A 19921-nucleotide genomic window follows, 5' to 3' on the forward strand; every position below is an offset into this window, starting at 1 on the left:
ACACTCCTAAGGTAAACTATAATAAACCCTAGACTACAATCCTACTTTTCGCAAAAAAGTACGCTAATCCTCTGTTTTTATTATATTTCCCTCCTAAATATTTACGTTTTAATAGAAGTCGGCGCTATTGCATCTTCAATGACCTGGCGGTGATCAGCCAATACCTGCTGGCCAGCGGCCGGGTCAACCGCGTGCTGATATTCGACTGCGACGTGCACCAGGGCGACGGCACCGCGCGCATTCTCCACGACACACCGGATGCGATCACCGTGTCCCTGCACTGCGAAAAGAACTTCCCCGCCCGCAAGGCCCAGAGCGATTGGGACATCCCGCTGCCCATGGGCATGGGCGATGCCGACTACCTCACCGTGGTGGATGACGCGCTCAACTACCTGCTGCCGCTCTACCAACCGGACCTGGTGCTGTACGACGCCGGCGTCGATGTGCACAAGGATGACGCCCTCGGTTACCTCAAGCTGACAGACGCAGGCGTCGCCGCCCGCGATGAAAGCGTAATGCGCCATTGCCTGGGCCGCGACATCCCGGTGATGGGCGTGATTGGCGGCGGCTACAGCAAGGATCGCCCGGCCCTGGCCCGCCGCCACGGCATCCTGCACCACAGCGCGCAGCGGGTGTGGACGTCATCAGGGTGTCATTGAACTGTGGGCGTTACCCACAATGCCTGTGGAACGGCCTGTGGATAACTTGAGCGTAAGCGTCTGAGAGCCTGTATCCGTATACCCTGTAGGAAGCTGTACGTTTTTTGATCAGGCAGCGCCGCGCTCCTCGGGTAGAATGCTCGGCTTATTTCCGCGATCGTAGCCCTGCCCATGCCCGACATCTCCTCACGACACGTCACCATCATCGGCGGCGGCCCAGCCGGGCTGATGGCCGCCGAAGTCTTGAGCCTGGCCGGAGTGCATGTCGATCTGTACGACGGCATGCCGTCGGTGGGACGCAAATTCCTGCTGGCCGGCGTGGGCGGCATGAACATCACCCACTCAGAAGCGTACCCGGCGTTCGTGTCGCGCTACGCCGAGCGCGCACCGAACATCGCACCGTTGCTGCGGGCGTTTGGTGCCGAGGCGTTGTGCGAGTGGATTCATGGCCTGGGTATCCAGACCTTTATCGGCACCTCCGGCCGCGTGTTTCCTACGGATATGAAAGCCGCCCCACTGCTGCGCGCCTGGCTCAAGCGCCTGCGTGACCAAGGCGTGGTTATCCACACCCGGCACCGTTGGTTGGGCTGGAATGCCGACGGCGACCTACTTATCCACAGCCCGGAAGGCGAGAAAACCGTCCGCAGCGATGCAGTCCTCCTGGCTCTGGGCGGCGGCAGCTGGTCGCGGCTGGGTTCCGACGGCGCGTGGCTCAAGCTGCTGGAGGATAAAGGCGTGCCTTACGTGGCACTGCAACCCAGCAACTGCGGCTTCGAGGTGTCGGCCTGGAGTGAATTGATGGTCAGCAAATTCGCCGGCGCGCCGCTGAAAAACGTCGCCATCGGCCTGGGGGATGACAAGCCGCGACTCGGCGAATGCGTGATCACCGCCACCGGCATTGAGGGCAGCCTGATCTACGCGCTGTCGGCGCCGATTCGTGAGGCGATCAACCGTAATGGCTCAGCCACGGTGCATATCGATTTGCTGCCCAGCAAGCCGTTGGACAAGGTTCAGGCGGCGTTGGCCAAGTCACGCGGTTCACGCTCGATGAGCAAGCATTTGCACAGTCAATTGGGTTTGGATGGGGTCAAGGCGGCGCTGCTGCGCGAGTTGGCACCTGCTGAGCATTTCAACGACCCGGCGCAATTGGCAGTGGATATCAAGGCGCTGCCGTTGACGTTGGTGAAGACACGGCCGATGGATGAAGCCATCAGCACCGCAGGCGGCGTGCCGTTTGAGGCGCTGGATGAGCGCTTGATGCTCAAGCAATTGCCTGGAGTGTTTTGTGCGGGGGAGATGCTCGACTGGGAAGCGCCGACCGGGGGGTATTTGCTGACGGGGTGTTTTGCCAGTGGCAGAGCGGCTGGGCGGGGGATGTTGGAGTGGCTCAACCGCTGAGATCTGCGGTGAATTCAAAGCCGCCATCGGGGGCAAGCCCCCTCCCACATTTTGAATGTATTCACAAATCAAACTGTGGGAGGGGGCTTGCCCCCGATGAGGCCATCAGCCACCCCGCAAAATCACTTCTTCTTACGCGGCCCAGTATTGAACACCGGCACCTTACGCACCGGCTTGATCGAAGGCTCCGACGGCGCCACGTCACCACTGTCCACCCACTTGCCGAGGTTGCGCTTACCACCACCTGACGCCTTAGGCTTCTTCGGTTTTTTTGGCTTCTTCACCACTTGACCGCTGGCATCGGTATCCGGCACGCGGTGTTCCGGCTCGAAGTCCTGTTCCATCTGGCGGGTCAAGGTCTGGCGGGTCAGCATCTCAATGGCTGAGAGCATGTTGACTTCATCGGCGCACACCAGGGAAATCGCCTCACCGGTGTTGCCCGCGCGACCGGTACGGCCGATGCGGTGGATGTAGTCCTCGGCCACGATCGGCAGGTCGAAGTTGACCACCAGCGGCAAGTCTTCAATGTCCAGGCCGCGGGCGGCGACGTCGGTGGCGACCAGGATCTGCACTTCGCTCGATTTGAAACGGTCCAGCGCCCGCTGGCGCGTGGCTTGCGGCTTGTCGCCATGGATGCCGTCGGCGTTGATGCCCAGGCCCTGCAACTTATCCACCAGCGCATCCACACCATTACGGGTCTTGGCGAACACCAGCACTTGCTTCCAGCGGCCTTTGCGCATCAGGTGCACAAACAGCTCCGCCTTGCGCTTCTTGTCCACCGGCACCACCCATTGCTTCACGGTGTTGGCGGCGACGTTGCGCGGGCTGACTTCGATGGTCAGCGGGTCGTTGAGCATCTGCCCGGCCAGCAGGCGGATGTCATCGGAGAAGGTCGCGGAGAACAGCAAGGTCTGACGCTTTTTCGGCAGCATGCGGTAGATGTTCGCCAGTTCTTCGGAGAAGCCCAGGTCGAGCATGCGGTCGGCCTCATCCAGCACCAGGGTTTGCAGCTGGTTGAGTTTCAGCGCGTTCTGGCGGAACAGGTCGATCAGGCGGCCCGGCGTAGCGACCAGTATGTCGACGCCCTTGCGCAGCTTCATCATCTGCGGGTTGATGCTGACGCCGCCGTACACCGCGTAGGTGGTGAGCGGCAGGTTTTGGGCGTATTCGGCAACGCTGGCGTGAACCTGCTCGGCCAGCTCGCGAGTCGGGCACAGGATCAGCGCGCGCGCCGAGTTGGCGGCGACTTTAGGCCCTTCCACGGTCAGCAGTTGCAGCAGCGGCACGGCGAAACCGGCGGTCTTGCCGGTGCCGGTCTGGGCCGCGGCCATCAGGTCGCGACCGGCCAGCACCGCCGGAATGGCTTGCGCCTGCACCGGCGTCGGGGTCTGGTAGCCAAGCGTCTCAAGGGCGCGCAGCAAGGGTTCGATCAGGCCAAGTGTGGCGAAAGTCATGTGTTTACCGTAGGAAAAATTCAGCGCAAGGGCGTAATGCGCGGCAGTTTACCTTATTTCCGGCTTGGGCTTTCGCCACTGGGGCAGACTGATCAACAGCACGGCGCTGATAATCACCAGCATCGCCAAGGCCTCTTCCAAACCGATGGTCTCGCCGATGAACACAATCCCCAGCAACACTGCGACGGCCGGGTTGACGTAGGCATAGCTGGTCGCGGCCGCCGGGCGCACATGCTTGAGCAGGTACATATAGGCGTTGAAGGCGATGATCGAGCCGAACACGGTCAGGTAGGCCAACGCCAGCCAACCCTCCAATGGCGGCATGGCCTGCAGGTGCTCACCGGAAAGCGCGCTGCCGATCAACAATGTCACGCCCGCCACCAGCATCTCCGCTGCGCTGGCCATCGCGCCCTGGGGCAGCGACAACTGCCGACTCCACACTGACCCGAATGCCCACGATGCGGCCGCGAACAACAACAAGGCAGCACCCACCGGGCTTGATTGCAGGGTGCTGCCCATATTGAGCATGGCGATGCCGACAATTCCCAGGATCACCCCGGCCCATTCCAACCGCGTGTTGCGCGCCCCCCAGAAATACCCGCACAGCAAGGTGAACAGCGGCACGGTCGCCACCGCCAGGGCAGCCACGCCGGACGACACGCCCGCGTGTTCGGCCAACGTGACGCCGCCATTACCGAAGGTGAGCAGCAAAATGCCGATCATCCCGGCGGCCTTCCATTGTGGCCACGTCGGCGCCGGCACCCCGCGCCATCTGAGGTAGCCATACATCAGCGCACCCGCCGTGCAGAACCGAATCCCCGCCAGTAACAACGGCGGCCAGTATTCAACGCCGATGCGGATCACCAGGTAGGTAGACCCCCAGATGACATACAGCGCAAAAAAGGCGGCGATCAACGGTAAAGGAAAGCGACGTGGGCCAGGCATTGGGCAGCTCGAAGGCAGATATAAGAGATGCTTATTCTAAAAAGGCAGGTCTTTAAACATAAGTTACAAAACCTGTTTAAACCGCCCATACACTTTTCAAAGCATGGTTATGAAGGCTATAAACTATATTTTCGAAAGCCACCTGGCGCTGGAGCCTTTTCATGGACAAATACGACCGCATGCTCCTCAGCGCCCTGCTCGAAGACGGCCGCGCCTCCTACGCGCAACTGGCCCGCACGGTAAACCTCTCCGCCCCCGCCGTGGCCGAACGCGTGGCCAAGCTGGAAGCCAGTGGGGTGATCACCGGGTACCAGGCCAAGGTGGATATGTCGAAAGTGGGTTTGCCGATTCAGTGCGTGATTGAACTGCGGCTGACCAACCATGGCAGCCAGAAGGTGTATGACGCACTGGCCGAAATCCCCGAACTGACTGAATGCCACCGGGTGACGGGCGATCCGTGCGTGATCATGCAGGCGGCGGTGGGCTCGATGCCGGAGTTGGAGAGTTTGATCAATCGGCTGGCGAAGTTCGGGTTCAGCAAGACCTCGATTATTTTGTCGAGCGCGATAGAGCGGCGGGTGCCGTTGGGGCAGTTGGAAACCAATGGCAGAAATGGTGGCTGATCTACCGCCATCGGGAGCAAGCCCCCTCCCACAGTTTGATTTGTGAATACATTCAAAATGTGGGAGGGGGCTTGCTCCCGATGGCGTCAGTGGCCGCACTGCAAATTCGAGCGTTCAACAATCAAATCGACTATCTGCTTGAAGTCATGGATGAAGTCCGTTTGCTCCGTAATCTGGCTTCGGTCGATGAAACCGATGATATCGACGAATAGCTGAATCACCTTTTCGCTGATCTCAGTTCTCATTTAGTCAGCGTCCTTTTCTTCGCCCCGGAATAACTGAACAGATACCAGAGGGCGGTTTTTAATCGCCAGCAAATGCGGCGGATTTGCTGAGCTGCGCGGTGGGCACTGCGCACTCGTCGGGTGAGGCGATGGATGTGCAGCAGCGGGCGGTGAATCGGGCGTTGGAGTCTGTGCAGCCTCGATGAACGACAGATAACCAATGTGGGAGGGGGCTTGCTCCCGATAGCTGAGTGTCAGTCACCAGATGTACTGGCTGACACACTGCAATCGGGAGCAAGCCCCCTCCCACATTTTTTTGAACGGCGTTGTTCTGTCAGAACCCGCGATGCTTCTTCAGATGCTCATTGATCTTCGCCGCCGGCACTTTCTGCAGGGTGCACAGCAGGTCGTGGGACAGTTCGCGCAAGCCATGGGTACGCCGCAGTTCCTGGGCCAGGTGTGCCGTGAGGTTGGCGGCCATTTCCGCATCCGCCAGCGCTCGGTGAGCCTGGCCGGTGTGGGGCAGTTTCGCGTAGGCGTTGAGGGTGCCGAGCTTGTGGTTGGGCGCAGTCGGCATCAGGCGGCGGGCCAACAGCAGGGAGCAGGCGAATTTTTGCAGGCGGGTGCGGCGGATCAGGCCGAGTTCGAAGTCCCAGAACTTCTGGTCGAACGCGGCGTTGTGCGCCATCAGCGGCGTGGTGCCGACGAATTCGTTGACTTCGTTCATCACCCGCTCGGCCGGCGGGGCGCTGCGCAGCATGGCGTTGCTGATGCCGGTGAGTTGTTCGATAAAGCCCGGCACGCGCACGCCTGCGTTCATCAGGCTCTGGTAGCGGTCCACGATCTGGCCACGCTCGAGGATAACCACCGCGATTTCCGTGGCCCGGCAATGGCTGCTCGGGGTGATGCCGGTGGTTTCAAAGTCGATGACCGCTATACGTTCCAAACCTGTTCCAACTCCGTCTAACCATTTATGTATTGAGCCGCAGCGCTTATTTAAGCAACAGCGCGCCTTCGATTGGCACGTAGCGGCTGGCGGCACGTATCAGTGAGTTGGCCGTCAGCCCCGGTACGCCGTAGGCCACGGCTTCGACGCCGTGCTTGTGGATGATGCGGTCGAGCAGCATGTCGAAGTCGCCGTCACCCGAGGCCAGCACAATTTCGTCGACGTGGTCGGCGGCGTCCATGATGTCGATGGTGATGCCCACGTCCCAGTCGCCCTTGGCCGAACCGTCGCTGCGCTGGATATACGGCTTGAGTTTTACCGTAAAGCCCAGGTTGCGCAGGATCTGCTGGAACTGCTGCTGCTTGCTGTCACCGCGGTCGATGGCATACGCATAGGCCTCGACGATCTGCCCACGCGAGCCGATATCAGCCCACAGGGCGGCGTAGTTGAAATGGCAGCCATAGGCCTGGCGGACGGTGTAGTAGAGGTTTTGTACATCGGCGAACACTGCAATTTTCTTCACCGCACTTCCTCATGACAGCCAGGCGCCGGGCCCGGAAAGGGTGCCAGTATGCCAGCCGCGAGAACGTTACCGGGAAAAATCAGACCGGGGCGGCTCAGCGCCCCGGACCGGGAGGGTCAGACGAAGGAATCGTCGTCGCCGAAGGAGGAAGAATCGTCGGAATAGTCGCTATCGGCAAAGCTGTCCGAGGCATTGTCGTTGCCCCAGCTGTCATTGCCGGCGAACTTCTGGTCGTCGTTGCCCCAGTTGCCGTTGTCACTGGCGGGCGCCGGCTCTTCACGGATGATTTCTTCCACGACCTGCGGCTGTTGCGAGTTGTGGTTGAACAGGCTGCTGATACCTTCGGCCAGCAACACACCGCCGGCCACGCCCGCGGCGGTTTTCATCGCGCCACCGAGGAACCCGCTGCCAATGGGGGCGGCGGCCGGTTGTTGTGGCTGTTGATAGTTCTGTTGCGGCGCTGGCTGGCCAAAGGACGGCCGCGCCGGTTCACGCCAGCCACCGCCCGACGAGGCCGGAGCACTCTGGGCCGGTTGCGGGTCACGGGAACCGCCACCAAAGATGCTCGACAGGAAACCACCGCTGCTTGCCGGGGCCGGGGGCGCGGACTTGGCCCGCTGCAACTCATCCTGCAATTGCTGGATCTGCTGCGCCTGTTGCTTGTTCTGCGCGTCGAGACTCTTGAGCGCGTGTTCCTGCACCAGGATCGACTGGGTCATGTAGTACCCGGCGGCCGGTTGGCGAGTCATGTGCTCCTTGATCCGTGCTTCTGCTTGCGCATCGCGCGGGGCTGAGTCCGTTTCGGCTTGCTGCAACCGTGAAAACAGTCCATCGATCAGGGTTTGCTCTTCGCTGTTCATGGCGACCTCGTTAGATTGCCGGTAGAAATCGTGGTCCTGCCTGTGATCAGGCCAGGTGCGTCCTAGTTATGGGGGTGTTACCAGTTGTTTCAATGGTCTTTACTCAAGGTTTACGTTTGCTTACCGCTGGCCATGATCGGTTAAAGTGTTGCCCTTGCTTTTAGGCCTGCGATGAACCTGATGAATCCGTTAGACGTATTGCGCGACTCCTTCCGTTTTACCCGAGGCAACCTGGGTGCCATCGTCCAGCTGTGCCTGCCGCTGGTGATCCTCGAAGCCCTGCTGCAACAGGTGCTCGACCATGTGCTCGGCCCGGATGCCTTCCCCGGCTACAGCGTAGTGGTGGGGTTGCTGGTGTACCCGCTGTACACCGGCGCGTTGATCCTGTTCCTTGACGCCCGCACCCGTGGCGAGTCGCCGCGCACCAAGGACATCTGGGCCATGGCCCTGACCCTGTGGCCACGCTTCGCGCTGCTGACCGCCATGAGCACCCTTCTGATTTTGCTGGGCCTGTCGCTGTATTTTCTGCCGGGCCTGTGGCTGATGGTGGTGTTGGCCTTCGCCGAGTACCTGTTGGTGCTGCGCGGCATGCCGGCGCTGGAGGCGATGAAGGAAAGTTTGCGCCTGACCCGTGGGCATTTCTGGCGAATCCTGGTGTGCCTGTTGTGTGTGATGACGCCCCTGTGGCTGCTCAAAGGCGCCAGTGTGGCGGCATATCCCAATCCCGCGCCGCTGCTGGGGCTGCTGATGGACAGCGCCCACAGCTTCCTGCAACTGTTCACTAGCGTGGTGCTGTTCCGTTTATTCATGCTGATCGGTGGCGATGCCGACGCACGGTGATATGCTCCACGCCACTCCTGAAACGCCATAAGCCGAGCCGATGACCCGTTTATTGCGCATCACCCTGCTGGGCCTGCTGATCGTTGCGGGCCTGCTGACGGCCCTGATCTACAGCCTGACCTGGCGCCCCGCCGCCAAGGAAACCCTGCCCGTCAGCTGCGTCGCGCCCCGTGCGCCGACCCTGTTGCCGGGGCAGGCGCTCAAGGTCATGACCTGGAACGTGCAATACCTGGCCGGCAAGAACTACGTGTTCTGGTACGACACCGCCGACGGCAGCGGCCCGGACGAACGCCCCACCGTTGAAGACATGGCCGTCAGCCTCGACGAAGTGGCGCGGGTGATTCGTGACGAACAACCCGACATCCTGCTCTTGCAGGAACTCGACGAAAACGCCAAGCCTTCCCACTATCAGGACCAGCTAGCGCTTTTGCAGGAACGCCTGGTCGACCTCTACCCATGCAGCGCCCAAGCCTTCGACTGGAAAGCCGACTTCGTGCCCGACCGGCATATCTTCGGCAGCGTCGGCCGCAAGCTGGCGACCCTGAGCCGCTACCAGATCGAACACGCCGAACGCCTGCAATTGCCGGCACCCGAGGCCAATATCATCAGCCGCCAGTTCCAACCCAAACCGGCCATGCTGTTGACCTACCTGCCGCTGAGCGACGGCGGCCAACTGGCGGTGCTCAATACCCGCCTGGACGGTGACGCGCCTGGGCGCAGCGCGGTGCAGGAACAGGTACAAACCACGGTGAAGTTGCTGGACAAGTTCGAAGGCCGTGGCACGCCCTGGCTGATCGGCGGCGATTTCAACCTGCTGCCCCTGGGGCAATTCCTGCGTTTGGATGCGGGTAAGCGCGGGCAGTATTCGCCGGACAGTGAGCTGCATTTATTGTGGGACAAGTACCCGATGATCCCGAGCAACAGCCAATCCAGCGGGATTGATCGTGAGAAATGGCTGACGCATTTTCCCAATGACCCGAGCATCGATGGCCCGGATCGTACGCTGGATTACCTGTTCTACAGCCCGCGAATCAAGCGAGTGGAGGCCAAGGTGAGGCAGGAGGATACGTTGCGTATTTCCAACCATATGCCGGTGATCGCCCGGTTCCTGCTGCCTGCCGCGCAATAACCCACACAACAAGCCCCCTCCCACATTGGGATCCTTAGCGTTACGACTTTCGGGGTTTGATCCGCGCGGTAGGCTCGGCTATCAGCGGATCATCCGGCCAGTAATGCTTGGGATACCTGCCCTTCAGATCCTTCTTCACCTCGGCATAGGTACTGCGCCAGAAGTTCGCCAGGTCCTGCGTCACCTGCACCGGCCGTCGCGCTGGCGACAGCAGGTGCAACTTCACCACCTGGCGCCCGCCGGCAATGCGCGGGGTGTCGGCCAGGCCGAACAGTTCCTGCAAACGCACCGCCAGGATCGGCGGTTGTTCGCTGTAGTCCAAACGCACCGATGAACCAGATGGCACTTTCACATGCTGTGGCGCCAGCTCGTCCAGGCGCTGGGGCAGCGGCCAGGGCAACAGGTTGTGCAGGTAGCTGGAAATATCCAGGTTGGCGAAATGACTCAGGCGCGAGACGTTGCCCAGGTAGGGCATCAGCCAATGCTCCAGGCCGGCGAGCAAGGCGCTGTCGCTGACGTCAGGCCATTCGTTGGTTTTGCCGGCGTCCAACTGGCGCAGCAGCAGGACGCGGGATTGCCATTGGCGCAGTTCCGGGGTCCAGGGTAATAGCTCCAGGCCTTTGCGCCGCACCAGGTTGACCAGCGCCTGGCTGCGCGCGGATTCGTCGAGACCGGAGAGCGGTTCGCGGCTGAGCACCAGCTCACCGACTTTGCGCTGGCGTTCGGCACGCAGCACGCCTTCGCGCTCGTCCCAGTCCAGTTGATCGACGTTGCGCACTTGTTCGGCGAGGACCGTGTCGAACAGCGTCGGGTCAAAATCTGCCGCGAGGTAGATGCGTTCTTCGCGCTGGCCCTGGCGACTGCCGAGGTCGGCGATCACCAACCAAGGCTGCTTCATCAAACTGTCGGCCTCGGCGAACAGCGCGGCGCGGCCGTTGGCCAAGCGGTATTCGGCACCACCGGGGCGACGTTGCTGGGCGACACGGTCCGGGTAGGCCAGCGCCAGCAAGGCACCGAGCCAGCGCGGGTGGTCGGGGTCGGCCACCGGCTGAGTCGCCTTGCCCCTTAAATAGCCACGGTATTGCCGTGCCAGTTGCTTGGCGCGCTGCACGCCACCTTGAGTACCGCGCGCGCGCTCTTCGCCGGACATCAGCGCCAGGCGGCTGTGCAAATCGGCGCCGCCGCCGCGCAAAATATCGCGCTCGCCCAACAGTGCCGCGACATCACAGGCCGTGGCCGCCAGCCCCAGGTCCTGCCCGCGCAGCAGCAAATGGGCGATGCGTGGATGGGCCGGCAACTCGGCCATCTTCTGGCCATGAGCGGTGAGCTTTTCTTCATTCAGAGCCCCGAGGCGCACCAGCAAATCCTGGGCCTGGGCATACGCGGCGGTCGGTGGCACGTCGAGCCAAACCAGCTGCGTGGGCGTGACGCCCCATCGCGCCAGCTGCAGGGCCAAACCTGCAAGATCAGCCGCAAGGATTTCAGCACTGCCATACGCGGCCAGGCCTTCATGCTGGTCTTCGGACCACAACCGATAACACACCCCCGGTTCCAATCGCCCGGCCCGGCCCGCGCGCTGGGTGGCGCTGGCGCGGGAGATGCGCTGGGTGTCGAGACGGGTCATGCCGCTGCCGGGGTCGAAGCGCGGCACGCGCGCCAACCCGGCATCGATCACCACGCGTACGCCGTTGATGGTCAGGCTGGTCTCGGCAATGTTGGTGGCGAGTACCACTTTGCGTTTACCGGCAGGGGCAGGATCGATGGCCGCGCGCTGGGCGTTGAGGTCCAGTTCGCCATGCAGCGGGCACAGCAACACATCGCTGCGATCGCCCAGGGCGTCGGCCAGTTGCTGGTTGACCCGGCGAATTTCCGCCTGGCCCGGTAGGAACACCAGCACGCTGCCGGTTTCATCGTGCAGGGCTTCGAGGATGGTGTGCACCACGCGCGGCTCGATGAATTCACCGGGCTGGTACGGTCGGCCCCAGCGCATCTGCACCGGGAACATGCGCCCCTGGCTGCGCAGGATCGGCGCGTCGTCCAGCAGGCTGGCCAGGCGCTCGCCTTCGAGGGTAGCGGACATCAGCAGGATTTTCAGCGGTTGCTCGTCGCGAAACACATCGCGGCCGTTCAGGCTCAGGGCCAGCGCCAGGTCGGCGTCGAGGCTGCGCTCGTGGAATTCGTCGAAGATCAGCAAGCCCACACCGTCCAGTGCCGGGTCGTCCTGCAGACGGCGGGTGAGGATGCCTTCGGTGACCACTTCGATACGCGTAGTGGGCCCGACCTTGCTGTCGAGGCGGATGCGATAGCCGACGGTTTCACCGACCTTTTCGCCCAGTTCGCTGGCCAACCGTTCCGCGGCGGCGCGAGCGGCCAAACGCCGGGGTTCGAGCATCAGGATGGTCTGCCCGGCCAGCCAAGGCTCATTCAACAAGGCCAAGGGTACGCGGGTGGTTTTACCGGCGCCGGGCGGCGCTTCCAGCACGGCTTCATGGCGATTCGCCAAGGCGTCACGCAGGGCGGGTAAAACATCATCGATTGGCAACGAATTCATACTGGCTCCAAAGCAGAGCGGCGAGTATAACGGCGAACTGCCGGATGCCGATGATGGTCTCAATGGCAGTGCTATATAGTCCCCTCTCAACCGTGTTCAGGAGAGTCTCCATGCGTATCGCTTCCCGTGTCATCGGCGGTGTCCTCGCCGTCACCCTGCTGAGCCAACTGACGGCCTGCGGTTCGATTTTCTACCCGGACCGCCGTGGCCAGATCGACGGCAAGATCGACCCGACCATTGCCGTGCTCGATGCCGTGGGCCTGTTGTTCTACGTGATCCCTGGCTTGATCGCATTCGGCGTCGACTTCGCCACGGGCGCGATCTACTTCGAACCCGGCAAGACCGCCCAGGTCGACCCGGAAAAACTCCACGAAGCCATCGGCGCCGACGGTAAGGTCGACAACGCCAAGCTGCAAAGCATCATCCAGAAGGAAACCGGCCGCACCCTGCCGCTGGACGACCCGCGCATGATCCAGTTTAAGGGCAGCGTGCAACAACTTGCGTCCCTGGGCCTGCAACCCGCCGCCTAAGGAACGTTTATGACCAGCAGTCCCGAACACGCCCGGCTGTTACGCCTGGCCACCCGCGCCTCGGTGGGTGTGGCCTGTGCGCTGATCGTTACAAAGGCCATCGCCTGGTGGCTCAGCGGCTCGGTGAGCATGCTCGCCGGACTGACCGACTCCCTGCTCGATGGCGTGACCTCGCTGCTGAACCTGCTGGCGGTGCATTACGCCCTGCGCCCGGCCGATGACGATCATCGTTATGGTCACGGCAAGGCAGAGTCGCTGGCGGGCATGGCCCAGGCGTTGTTTATTGGCGGCAGTGCGGTATTGATCGCCTTGCAGGCCTACGAGCGTTTGCAGCATCCGGAACCGGTCGGCGCGCCATGGCTGAGCATTGGGGTGATCGTGTTTTCCCTGGTGCTGACCGTGGCACTGCTGATGCTGCAACACCGGGTTGTGCGCGAAACCGGCTCCAGCGCCGTGCGGGCGGATTCGCTGCACTATCGCTCTGACCTGCTGCTCAACGGCAGCATCCTGGTGGCGTTGGTGCTGGCGGGCATGGGCTTTCATCAGGTCGACGCCTGGTTCGGCCTGGGCATCGCCGCCTACATTTTGTGGAGCGCGATCCAGATCGCCAAGGAAAGCTTTGCGGTGTTGATGGACGAGGAACTGCCGCCGGACGTCAGCCAGCACATGCTGGAACTGGCCCGAGGCGTACCGGGGGTGCTGGGAGCCCATGACTTGCGCACGCGCATCTCCGGCAACCATTGGTTTGTGCAGTTGCACCTGGAGTTGCCGGGGGAGTTGACGCTGTCAGTGGCCCACGGCATCAGCGACCAGGCCGCCGATGCCATTCACGCAGCCTACCCGCGCGCCGAAGTGCTGGTGCATGCGGATCCTGCGGATCAGGTACACGCTGCAAGCTATAAGCCGCAAGCCTGAAGCTAAAAACTTGAAGCTTGAAGCTTGAAGCTTGCAGCTGCCTCTATTGCACCTGATACCCGCGACTGCTCAGGCAGTTGCCCTGGGCCTGGCGGTAGGTTTGCACCACCGCCGGGTCAGGGGCGTAGGTGACCGCCTGCGGGTCGAAGCCGCTTTGTTGCACCGCCCAGCGATAACAGTCGTAACCATCCTGCTGGACTTGCGCCGGTGACTGCCCGTTGGTGGGATAGGCCACCACGTCATAACCATTGCCTTGCGGTGCTGGCTGCGGCGCTGGCACTTGCGTCGGCGGTTGCACCACCACGTATTGCTGGGTGCTTTGTTCGTAGGCGTAGTAGGCGCCGGCGGCCAGGAACAACAGCGAGCCACCGACCCACACTTCGCGCGCGTAGTCCGGCAAGTAATGCACACGGATGCCATACGGCGGCGCCACGACCACATAGCGCGGGCCTTGAGGGCGGTACCAGTAGCCGCCGGAGAAGAAGTAATCCTGGCCACGGTACGGCACGCGGTAATTGCGGTCGGGGAAGCGGTCGACGGTATAACCGGGACGATATTGCGGGCCGGGGCCCCAGCCATTGCCATGCCCATCGGGGCGGCCAGGCCAGCGGTTATCGCCGGGATGGCCGTTGTTATAGCCGCCGCCGTTGTTGCCCGGACGCGAGCCGGGGCCGCCGGCCTCCCAATTCCGGTTGTCGTCGTTGCGTCGAGGAATGTCACGGTAGTAACCCTGACGCGGCTCCTGGGTCTGGCGCACGGTATCGGGGCGACCCTGGATCGGCAGGTTATTCGCAGGCTGCGGTGCTGGGCGCGGCTGTTCGTTACCTTGACCTTGCCGACCGCCCTCCGGCCCTCTTTCATGCTGGCCGCCCCCTTCAGGGCGCGGGTCTTCGGCCATCACTTGCGTGCCGACGGTGACCATCAGCAAACCTACACCTGCCATACGCCAGATGCGCTTCATGCTATTCCTCACTGCGGATAAGGGCCTAGAACGTCCAGCCTCATAGATGAGACTGGAAAAGCCTCGCCCGGTTCTGAGACAGGTTATCAGTCACGAGAACAATTTTCTTAAGGCAAAAGAAAAGGGGTGACCCGTCGGCCACCCCTTGAGAACTTCGTCCGTGCTCAACGCTTTTGACGTTGGCTCACCTCACGCCGTCTTGTGGACAGTGTGCAGCCTGGAGGCCGGCTCAACCCTGCTGGGGTGGCGGCCGCAGCAAGCCTGATTGGGCGAGCTGCTGTGGACTGTTGTCCAGGCGGTGATTCTGTTGATAAAGATACAGGCCCGCGCCCGACAGATGATTGCGAAGATTGCGTCAATAAACAGTGCTTGCGCAATTTTTAACCCTTCATGGATAATTCACCGCAATAGTTACGACAAAGGCCAACCCGATGAGCAAGCTTGACCGATACGACTTGAGTATTTTGGCGGAATTGCAGCGCGACGCGAGGATCTCCAACCAGGAGTTGGCCGAGCGTATCGGCCTGTCGCCTTCGCCCTGCTCACGCCGGGTCAAGCAGCTGGAAGACGACGGCTACATCGCGCGCCAAGTCGCCCTGCTCGACCGCAAGATGCTCGGCCTGAGCCTCACGGCCTATGTGCTGATCGGCATGGACCGCCACACTCCCGAGCGCTTCGAGAACTTCGAAGCGGCCATCCGCACCCTGCCCCAGGTACTGGAGTGCAGTTTGGTGACGGGGATGGATGCGGACTATCAGTTGAAAGTGGTGGTGCCGGACATGGACCACTATCAAAAACTGCTGCTGGGCCACCTCACTCGCATTGAAGGCGTGACCAGCGTGCGGTCGAGCTTTGTGCTGAACCAGGTGCTCAACAGCACCGAATTGCCGCTGACCCACCTGCGTACTTAAGATCGGTGAAGGTCAACTGTGGGAGGGGGCTTGCTCCCGATGACGGTGCGTCAGCCACAGATTAGCTGACTGACACACCGCCATCGGGAGCAAGCCCCCTCCCACAATTGGAACGCACTTCGATCCAGGTCAATGTTGCGCCTGTGGCACTGCCGTATACTTGCCGCCTGCCCCGTTGGAAGAGCCCATGAACAACATCGACCCCGCCCTGTTCGAAGAATGGATGATGACCGGCCTGGTCACTATCCTGATCATTTTCATGGGCTTTATCGTCTGGGACCTGGCGAAGAAATCCAAGGCCGGGCGCTTTGGCTCGTTCATCCTGTTTTTCGTGCTGGGCCTGGGCGTGGCCGCGTTCATCATCAAGAGCGTGGTGATCGGCCTGATCGAGTCCGGCGCCTTATAAACGCGCCGGGACTTCCTTCCATTGGCCTTGGTCCAGGCCGTCGATTGTCCAATCGCCGATACGCACCCGCACCAGACGCAAGGTCGGCAGGCCCACGGCGGCGGTCATGCGTCGTACCTGGCGGTTACGCCCCTCTCGAATCACCAGCTCAAGCCAGTAAGTCGGTAGGTTTTTGCGAAAGCGCACCGGCGGGTTGCGCGGCCACAACTCAGGCTCGTCCAAACGCCGGGCCTCGGCGGGCAGGGTTTTGCCGTCGTTGAGTTCTACCCCCTCGCGCAGGCGTTGCAGCAACTCTTCGGTGGGTTCGCCCTCCACCTGCACCCAGTAGGTTTTCGCCAGCTTGTGCTTGGGATCGGCGATACGCGCTTGCAACTGGCCATCGTTGGTCAGCAGCAACAGGCCTTCGCTGTCACGGTCCAGGCGGCCTGCCGGGTAGATGCCGGGGATGTCGATAAAATCCTTGAGCGTCGCGCGCCCGCCTTCGTCGCTGAACTGGGTCAGCACATCGAAGGGTTTATTGAACAGGATCAACTTCGGCTCGGCCGGTGGCGCCTTGGCAACACGGCGCGCGGCAGAATACGGAGGTTTCACGCCAGGGCGGCGCGGATCGGGACGGCTGGGACGGGACATGGCAAAGGAACATCTAACGGTCAGGACCGACAATGCTAGTGGCCTGACCGCTAAATAACCATCCCAACCGCTTAGCGGAACGGCGGCTCGTCGAAGCTGCGCAGTTTGCGCGAGTGCAGCGAATTGAGTTCGGTGCGCAACAAGTCCACCGCCTCGATGCCGATCTTCAAATGCTGGCTGACCGCACGTTCATAGAACGCGTTGGCCGAGCCCGGCAGCTTGATCTCACTGTGCAGCGGCTTGTCCGACACGCACAGCAATGTGCCGTACGGTACGCGCAAGCGGTAGCCTTGGGCGGCGATGGTGCCGCTTTCCATGTCCACCGCCACGGCGCGGGAGAGGTTGATCAACGGTCGTTCCTGGGCCCAACGCAGCTCCCAGTTGCGGTCGTCGTAGGTCAGCACGGTGCCGGTACGCAGGCGTTTTTTCAGCTCTTCGCCTTTCTCACCGGTGACATTCGCCGCCGCCTGCTGCAAGGCCATCTGCACTTCGGCCAGGGCCGGGATCGGAATGTTCGGCGGTACCACCCGATCGAGAATCCCGTCGCGGCGCATATAGGCGTGGGCCAGTACGTAGTCGCCGATAGTCTGGGATTGGCGCAGGCCGCCACAGTGGCCAATCATCAGCCAGCAGTGTGGACGCAGCACCGCCAGGTGATCGGTGATGTTCTTGGCGTTGGACGGGCCGACACCGATGTTCACCAAGGTCACGCCGTGGCCATCGCTGGCCTGCAGGTGATAGGCCGGCATCTGGTAGCGGTGCCACACCACGCCCGCGGCAATCGCCGAGGCTTCGCCGTGGTCCATGCTCTTGTCGATGATGACGTTGCCCGGCAGCACCATGCGGATAAAACGCGGGTCGCTGCGCAGTTGTTCCAGGCCATGCAGGATGAACTGGTCGACATAGCGGTGGTAGTTGGTCAGTAGGATCCACGGCTGCACATGGCGCCAGTCGCTGCCGGTGTAATGCACCAGCCGGCGCAGGGAAAAGTCCACGCGCGCCGCATCGAACAGCGCCAGCGGCAGCGGGTCGGTGTTTTCCCAGTCGTAGAGGCCGTCGGCGATGCCATCGGTGGCGGCCGACAGGTCGGTGCTGGGGAACACGCGCGCCAAGGTCGCGGCGGTCACACCGGAGCCGGCCAGTTCGTCGCCCTGCTCCACCACGTAGGGGTACGGAATGTTCTGCTGGCTGACGCCCACTTCCACGGTCACGGTGAAGTCGTGCATCAGCGGCACCAGTTGTTCCAGCAAATACTTACGGAACGCCGCAGGATGAGTAACGGTAACGCTGTAGGTCCCCGGTAGCTGGACCTTGGCATACGCCCGGGTAGTCTGTGGGACTTCGCCGTGGCAGTGGTAAGTCAGGCGCAGTTCCGGGTAGCGAAACAGCGCACGTTGTGCGGCGTCGGGTTCGACGCGGTCCTTGAGGTATTGCTTGAGGGCTTGATTGAGCGCGCCGGTGGCACGCTCATGCAGGGCCGCCAGCCGATCCACGGCCTCTTCGGCGGTTTGAACGACAACAAAAGCTTCGGTCACGGTAAGCATCCTGTGTTCTGACTTGCAGGCCTTTATCTTGCCTGTATCCCTGTCAGACGCAAACCTTGAATTGGAGTGCCCTCTCAAGATTGCTGCAATCCCTGTGGGAGGGGGCTTGCTCCCGATAGCGGTGGGTCAGTTTATAGATAGGCTGACTGACACTCAGCCATCGGGAGCAAGCCCCCTCCCACATTTGGACCGTGTTTATTCAGATACAGTGGGGCTTGAGCGCGCGACGATGGCTTCGACATCAACGCCTCGCGGCAAGGTGCCATATGCCCGGCCAGACGACTGGCCCAAACGGCTGGCGATAAAGCCATCGCTGACCGCCGCATGACCGGCCTCCAGCAACAACTTGGCCTGTAGCGCCACAGCAATATCCTCGGTCAACTGCCGCGCGCGGTACTGGATGTCCTGGGTGTCCATGAACGCCGACTTCAGTTGCTCGATGTGCCGCGCCAGCTGCTTGTCGCCATGCCCATCACCGAGTTCGACAAACAACGCCTCCAGCACGCCGGGCTCTTTGGACAGTGCGCGCAGCACGTCCAGGCATTGCACGTTGCCGGAACCTTCCCACGTCGAATTCACCGGTGCCTCACGGTACAAACGCGGCAGAATGCTGTCCTCCACGTAGCCCGCACCGCCCATGCATTCGGCGGCTTCGTTGATCATCGCCGGGGCGCGCTTGCAGATCCAATACTTGCCCACCGCCGTCACCAGCCGAGCGAACTTGGCTTCCCGCTCATCGCCCAGGTTGTCCAGGGCGCAGCCCATGCGCATGCTCAAGGCCAGCGAGGCTTCGCTTTCCAGGGCCAGGTCGGCCAGCACGTTTTGCATCAGCGGTTGCTCGCTGAGTACGCGACCACCCACCAGACGATGGGCGCAATGATGGCTGGCCTGGGTCAACGCCTGGCGCATCAAGGCGCTGGAGCCCACCATGCAATCGAAACGGGTCATGGCGACCATCTCGATGATGGTCGGCACGCCACGCCCCTCTTCACCGATCATCCAGGCCAGGGCCCCGCGAAACTCCACTTCACTGGAGGCGTTGGAGCAGTTGCCCAGTTTGTTTTTCAGCCGCTGGATGTAGAACTCGTTGCGGGTGTCATCCGGGCGGTGCCGGGGCAGCAGGAAACAGGTCAGGCCTTTGTCGGTCTGGGCCAGAGTCAGGAAGGCATCGCACATCGGCGCAGAGCAGAACCACTTGTGGCCCACCAGTTCATAGGCTTGCCCAGGCCCGCCCGCGCCCACCGGATAGGCGCGGGTGGTGTTGGCGCGCACGTCGGTGCCGCCCTGTTTCTCGGTCATCGCCATGCCGATGGTTGCACCGGTCTTGTGGGCAATGCCGACATTGCGCGGGTCGTATTGGGTGCTGAGGATTTTCGGCAGCCAGGTCTTCGCCAGGTCGGGTTGCAGGCGCAGGGCCGGGACGCAGGCGAAGGTCATGGTGAGCGGGCAGCCGGTGCCGGCCTCAGCCTGGCTGTGCAGGTAGGTCATGGCAGCACGCGCCACATGGGCGCCGGATTGTGGATGGGCCCACGGCAGCGACGGCAGGCCATGCTCGACCGCAGTGCGCATCAGCTCGTGGTAGGCCGGGTGAAACTCCACCAGATCGATGCGATGGCCATACCGGTCATGGCTGCTGAACACCGGTTTGTTCTGGTTGGCCAGGAACCCGGCCTCCATCAGCGGCCCGCCGGCCAACACCCCGTACGCATCGATGCGCGCCTGCGCCCAGCCGGCGCCAAAGCGCCGCGACCACTCTTGCAGCGGCACGTCGATGCGGTACAGGTTGGTGCCGTCCAAGGAGGGCGGCTGGTTGGTGACGTCGTGGGTTTCGGCGAACTGATGCAGGTTCATGACGGGCCTCCTGGAAAAAAG

19 protein-coding genes and 1 pseudogene are annotated in these 19921 nt (G+C 62.1%); 9 read left to right on the plus strand and 11 right to left on the minus strand.

What is annotated here, in order from left to right; all coding sequences use genetic code 11:
• Nucleotides 1–125: 125 nt before the first annotated feature.
• Both FIV39_RS22830 and FIV39_RS22835 read left to right on the plus strand, forming a co-directional pair.
• Nucleotides 126–659 (plus strand): annotated as a pseudogene (locus tag FIV39_RS22830) (histone deacetylase family protein); the annotation flags it as partial.
• Nucleotides 660–830: 171 nt separating this feature from the next.
• Nucleotides 831–2057: a TIGR03862 family flavoprotein gene (locus FIV39_RS22835; RefSeq protein WP_090401969.1), complete on the plus strand. Its 1227-nt coding sequence runs from the start codon at nucleotides 831–833 to the stop codon at nucleotides 2055–2057.
• Between the two features lie 122 nt (nucleotides 2058–2179).
• Here FIV39_RS22835 and FIV39_RS22840 read toward each other — a convergent pair whose 3' ends face one another.
• Nucleotides 2180–3511, minus strand: coding sequence for a DEAD/DEAH box helicase (locus FIV39_RS22840; RefSeq protein WP_090401968.1), 1332 nt, complete (start codon nucleotides 3509–3511; stop codon nucleotides 2180–2182).
• 48 nt (nucleotides 3512–3559) lie between these two features.
• A complete protein-coding gene (gene yedA / locus FIV39_RS22845) occupies nucleotides 3560–4456 on the minus strand; it encodes a drug/metabolite exporter YedA (protein WP_090401966.1) in 897 nt (298 codons plus the stop codon).
• Nucleotides 4457–4617: 161 nt separating this feature from the next.
• Here yedA and FIV39_RS22850 point away from each other — a divergent pair, with 161 nt between their 5' ends.
• A complete protein-coding gene (locus FIV39_RS22850; RefSeq protein ID WP_090401964.1) occupies nucleotides 4618–5079 on the plus strand; it encodes an Lrp/AsnC family transcriptional regulator in 462 nt (153 codons plus the stop codon).
• A gap of 86 nt (nucleotides 5080–5165) precedes the next feature.
• On the opposite strand, the gene FIV39_RS33100 is transcribed toward FIV39_RS22850, so the two are convergent.
• The 4 genes from FIV39_RS33100 to FIV39_RS22870 all read right to left on the minus strand — a co-directional run bounded on the left by FIV39_RS33100 (nucleotide 5166) and on the right by FIV39_RS22870 (nucleotide 7632).
• Nucleotides 5166–5324, minus strand: a complete 159-nt coding sequence (locus FIV39_RS33100; RefSeq protein WP_167361104.1) for a hypothetical protein — start codon at nucleotides 5322–5324, stop codon at nucleotides 5166–5168.
• A gap of 313 nt (nucleotides 5325–5637) precedes the next feature.
• Nucleotides 5638–6249 (minus strand): 3'-5' exonuclease, encoded by a 612-nt coding sequence (locus FIV39_RS22860; protein WP_090401963.1) that lies wholly within the window; start codon nucleotides 6247–6249, stop codon nucleotides 5638–5640.
• 46 nt (nucleotides 6250–6295) lie between these two features.
• A complete protein-coding gene (locus FIV39_RS22865; protein WP_090401961.1) occupies nucleotides 6296–6772 on the minus strand; it encodes an NYN domain-containing protein in 477 nt (158 codons plus the stop codon).
• Between the two features lie 116 nt (nucleotides 6773–6888).
• On the minus strand, nucleotides 6889–7632 hold the full coding sequence (locus FIV39_RS22870; RefSeq protein ID WP_090401959.1) for a DUF2076 domain-containing protein: 744 nt from the start codon (nucleotides 7630–7632) through the stop codon (nucleotides 6889–6891).
• A gap of 180 nt (nucleotides 7633–7812) precedes the next feature.
• Between FIV39_RS22870 and FIV39_RS22875 the strand changes: the two genes are divergently transcribed.
• Entirely contained in the window at nucleotides 7813–8472 is a 660-nt protein-coding gene (locus tag FIV39_RS22875) for a YciC family protein (protein ID WP_090409866.1), read from the plus strand.
• 40 nt (nucleotides 8473–8512) lie between these two features.
• Nucleotides 8513–9601, plus strand: a complete 1089-nt coding sequence (locus tag FIV39_RS22880) for an endonuclease/exonuclease/phosphatase family protein (protein ID WP_090401957.1) — start codon at nucleotides 8513–8515, stop codon at nucleotides 9599–9601.
• Nucleotides 9602–9641: 40 nt separating this feature from the next.
• On the opposite strand, the gene hrpB is transcribed toward FIV39_RS22880, so the two are convergent.
• Nucleotides 9642–12152 carry an ATP-dependent helicase HrpB gene (gene hrpB / locus FIV39_RS22885; protein ID WP_090401955.1) on the minus strand — a complete coding sequence of 837 codons (2511 nt, stop codon included), beginning with the start codon at nucleotides 12150–12152 and terminating at the stop codon, nucleotides 9642–9644.
• Between the two features lie 110 nt (nucleotides 12153–12262).
• Between hrpB and FIV39_RS22890 the strand changes: the two genes are divergently transcribed.
• A complete protein-coding gene (locus FIV39_RS22890; protein WP_090401953.1) occupies nucleotides 12263–12682 on the plus strand; it encodes a polyribonucleotide nucleotidyltransferase in 420 nt (139 codons plus the stop codon).
• Nucleotides 12683–12691: 9 nt separating this feature from the next.
• The gene (locus FIV39_RS22895) at nucleotides 12692–13597 is read left to right on the plus strand and encodes a cation diffusion facilitator family transporter (protein WP_090401951.1); all 906 of its coding nucleotides are present in this window, start codon (nucleotides 12692–12694) and stop codon (nucleotides 13595–13597) included.
• Nucleotides 13598–13640: 43 nt separating this feature from the next.
• Here FIV39_RS22895 and FIV39_RS22900 read toward each other — a convergent pair whose 3' ends face one another.
• Entirely contained in the window at nucleotides 13641–14558 is a 918-nt protein-coding gene (locus FIV39_RS22900) for a DUF6515 family protein (protein WP_090401949.1), read from the minus strand.
• A 431-nt stretch (nucleotides 14559–14989) separates the two neighbouring features.
• On the opposite strand from FIV39_RS22900, the gene FIV39_RS22905 reads away from it, so the two are divergent.
• Nucleotides 14990–15469, plus strand: a complete 480-nt coding sequence (locus FIV39_RS22905; protein WP_003194418.1) for an Lrp/AsnC family transcriptional regulator — start codon at nucleotides 14990–14992, stop codon at nucleotides 15467–15469.
• Nucleotides 15470–15665: 196 nt separating this feature from the next.
• Nucleotides 15666–15875 (plus strand): DUF2788 domain-containing protein, encoded by a 210-nt coding sequence (locus FIV39_RS22910; protein ID WP_025999909.1) that lies wholly within the window; start codon nucleotides 15666–15668, stop codon nucleotides 15873–15875.
• On the opposite strand, the gene FIV39_RS22915 is transcribed toward FIV39_RS22910, so the two are convergent.
• The 3 genes from FIV39_RS22915 to FIV39_RS22925 all read right to left on the minus strand — a co-directional run bounded on the left by FIV39_RS22915 (nucleotide 15870) and on the right by FIV39_RS22925 (nucleotide 19900).
• On the minus strand, nucleotides 15870–16505 hold the full coding sequence (locus tag FIV39_RS22915) for a pseudouridine synthase (protein WP_090401947.1): 636 nt from the start codon (nucleotides 16503–16505) through the stop codon (nucleotides 15870–15872). The genes FIV39_RS22910 and FIV39_RS22915 overlap by 6 nt on opposite strands.
• 71 nt (nucleotides 16506–16576) lie before the next feature.
• A complete protein-coding gene (gene amn, locus FIV39_RS22920) occupies nucleotides 16577–18049 on the minus strand; it encodes an AMP nucleosidase (RefSeq protein ID WP_167361103.1) in 1473 nt (490 codons plus the stop codon).
• A gap of 195 nt (nucleotides 18050–18244) precedes the next feature.
• Nucleotides 18245–19900, minus strand: a complete 1656-nt coding sequence (locus FIV39_RS22925; RefSeq protein WP_090401943.1) for an acyl-CoA dehydrogenase family protein — start codon at nucleotides 19898–19900, stop codon at nucleotides 18245–18247.
• Nucleotides 19901–19921: the final 21 nt, after the last annotated feature.

Source organism: Pseudomonas grimontii, assembly GCF_007858185.1.
GTDB lineage: Bacteria > Pseudomonadota > Gammaproteobacteria > Pseudomonadales > Pseudomonadaceae > Aquipseudomonas > Aquipseudomonas grimontii.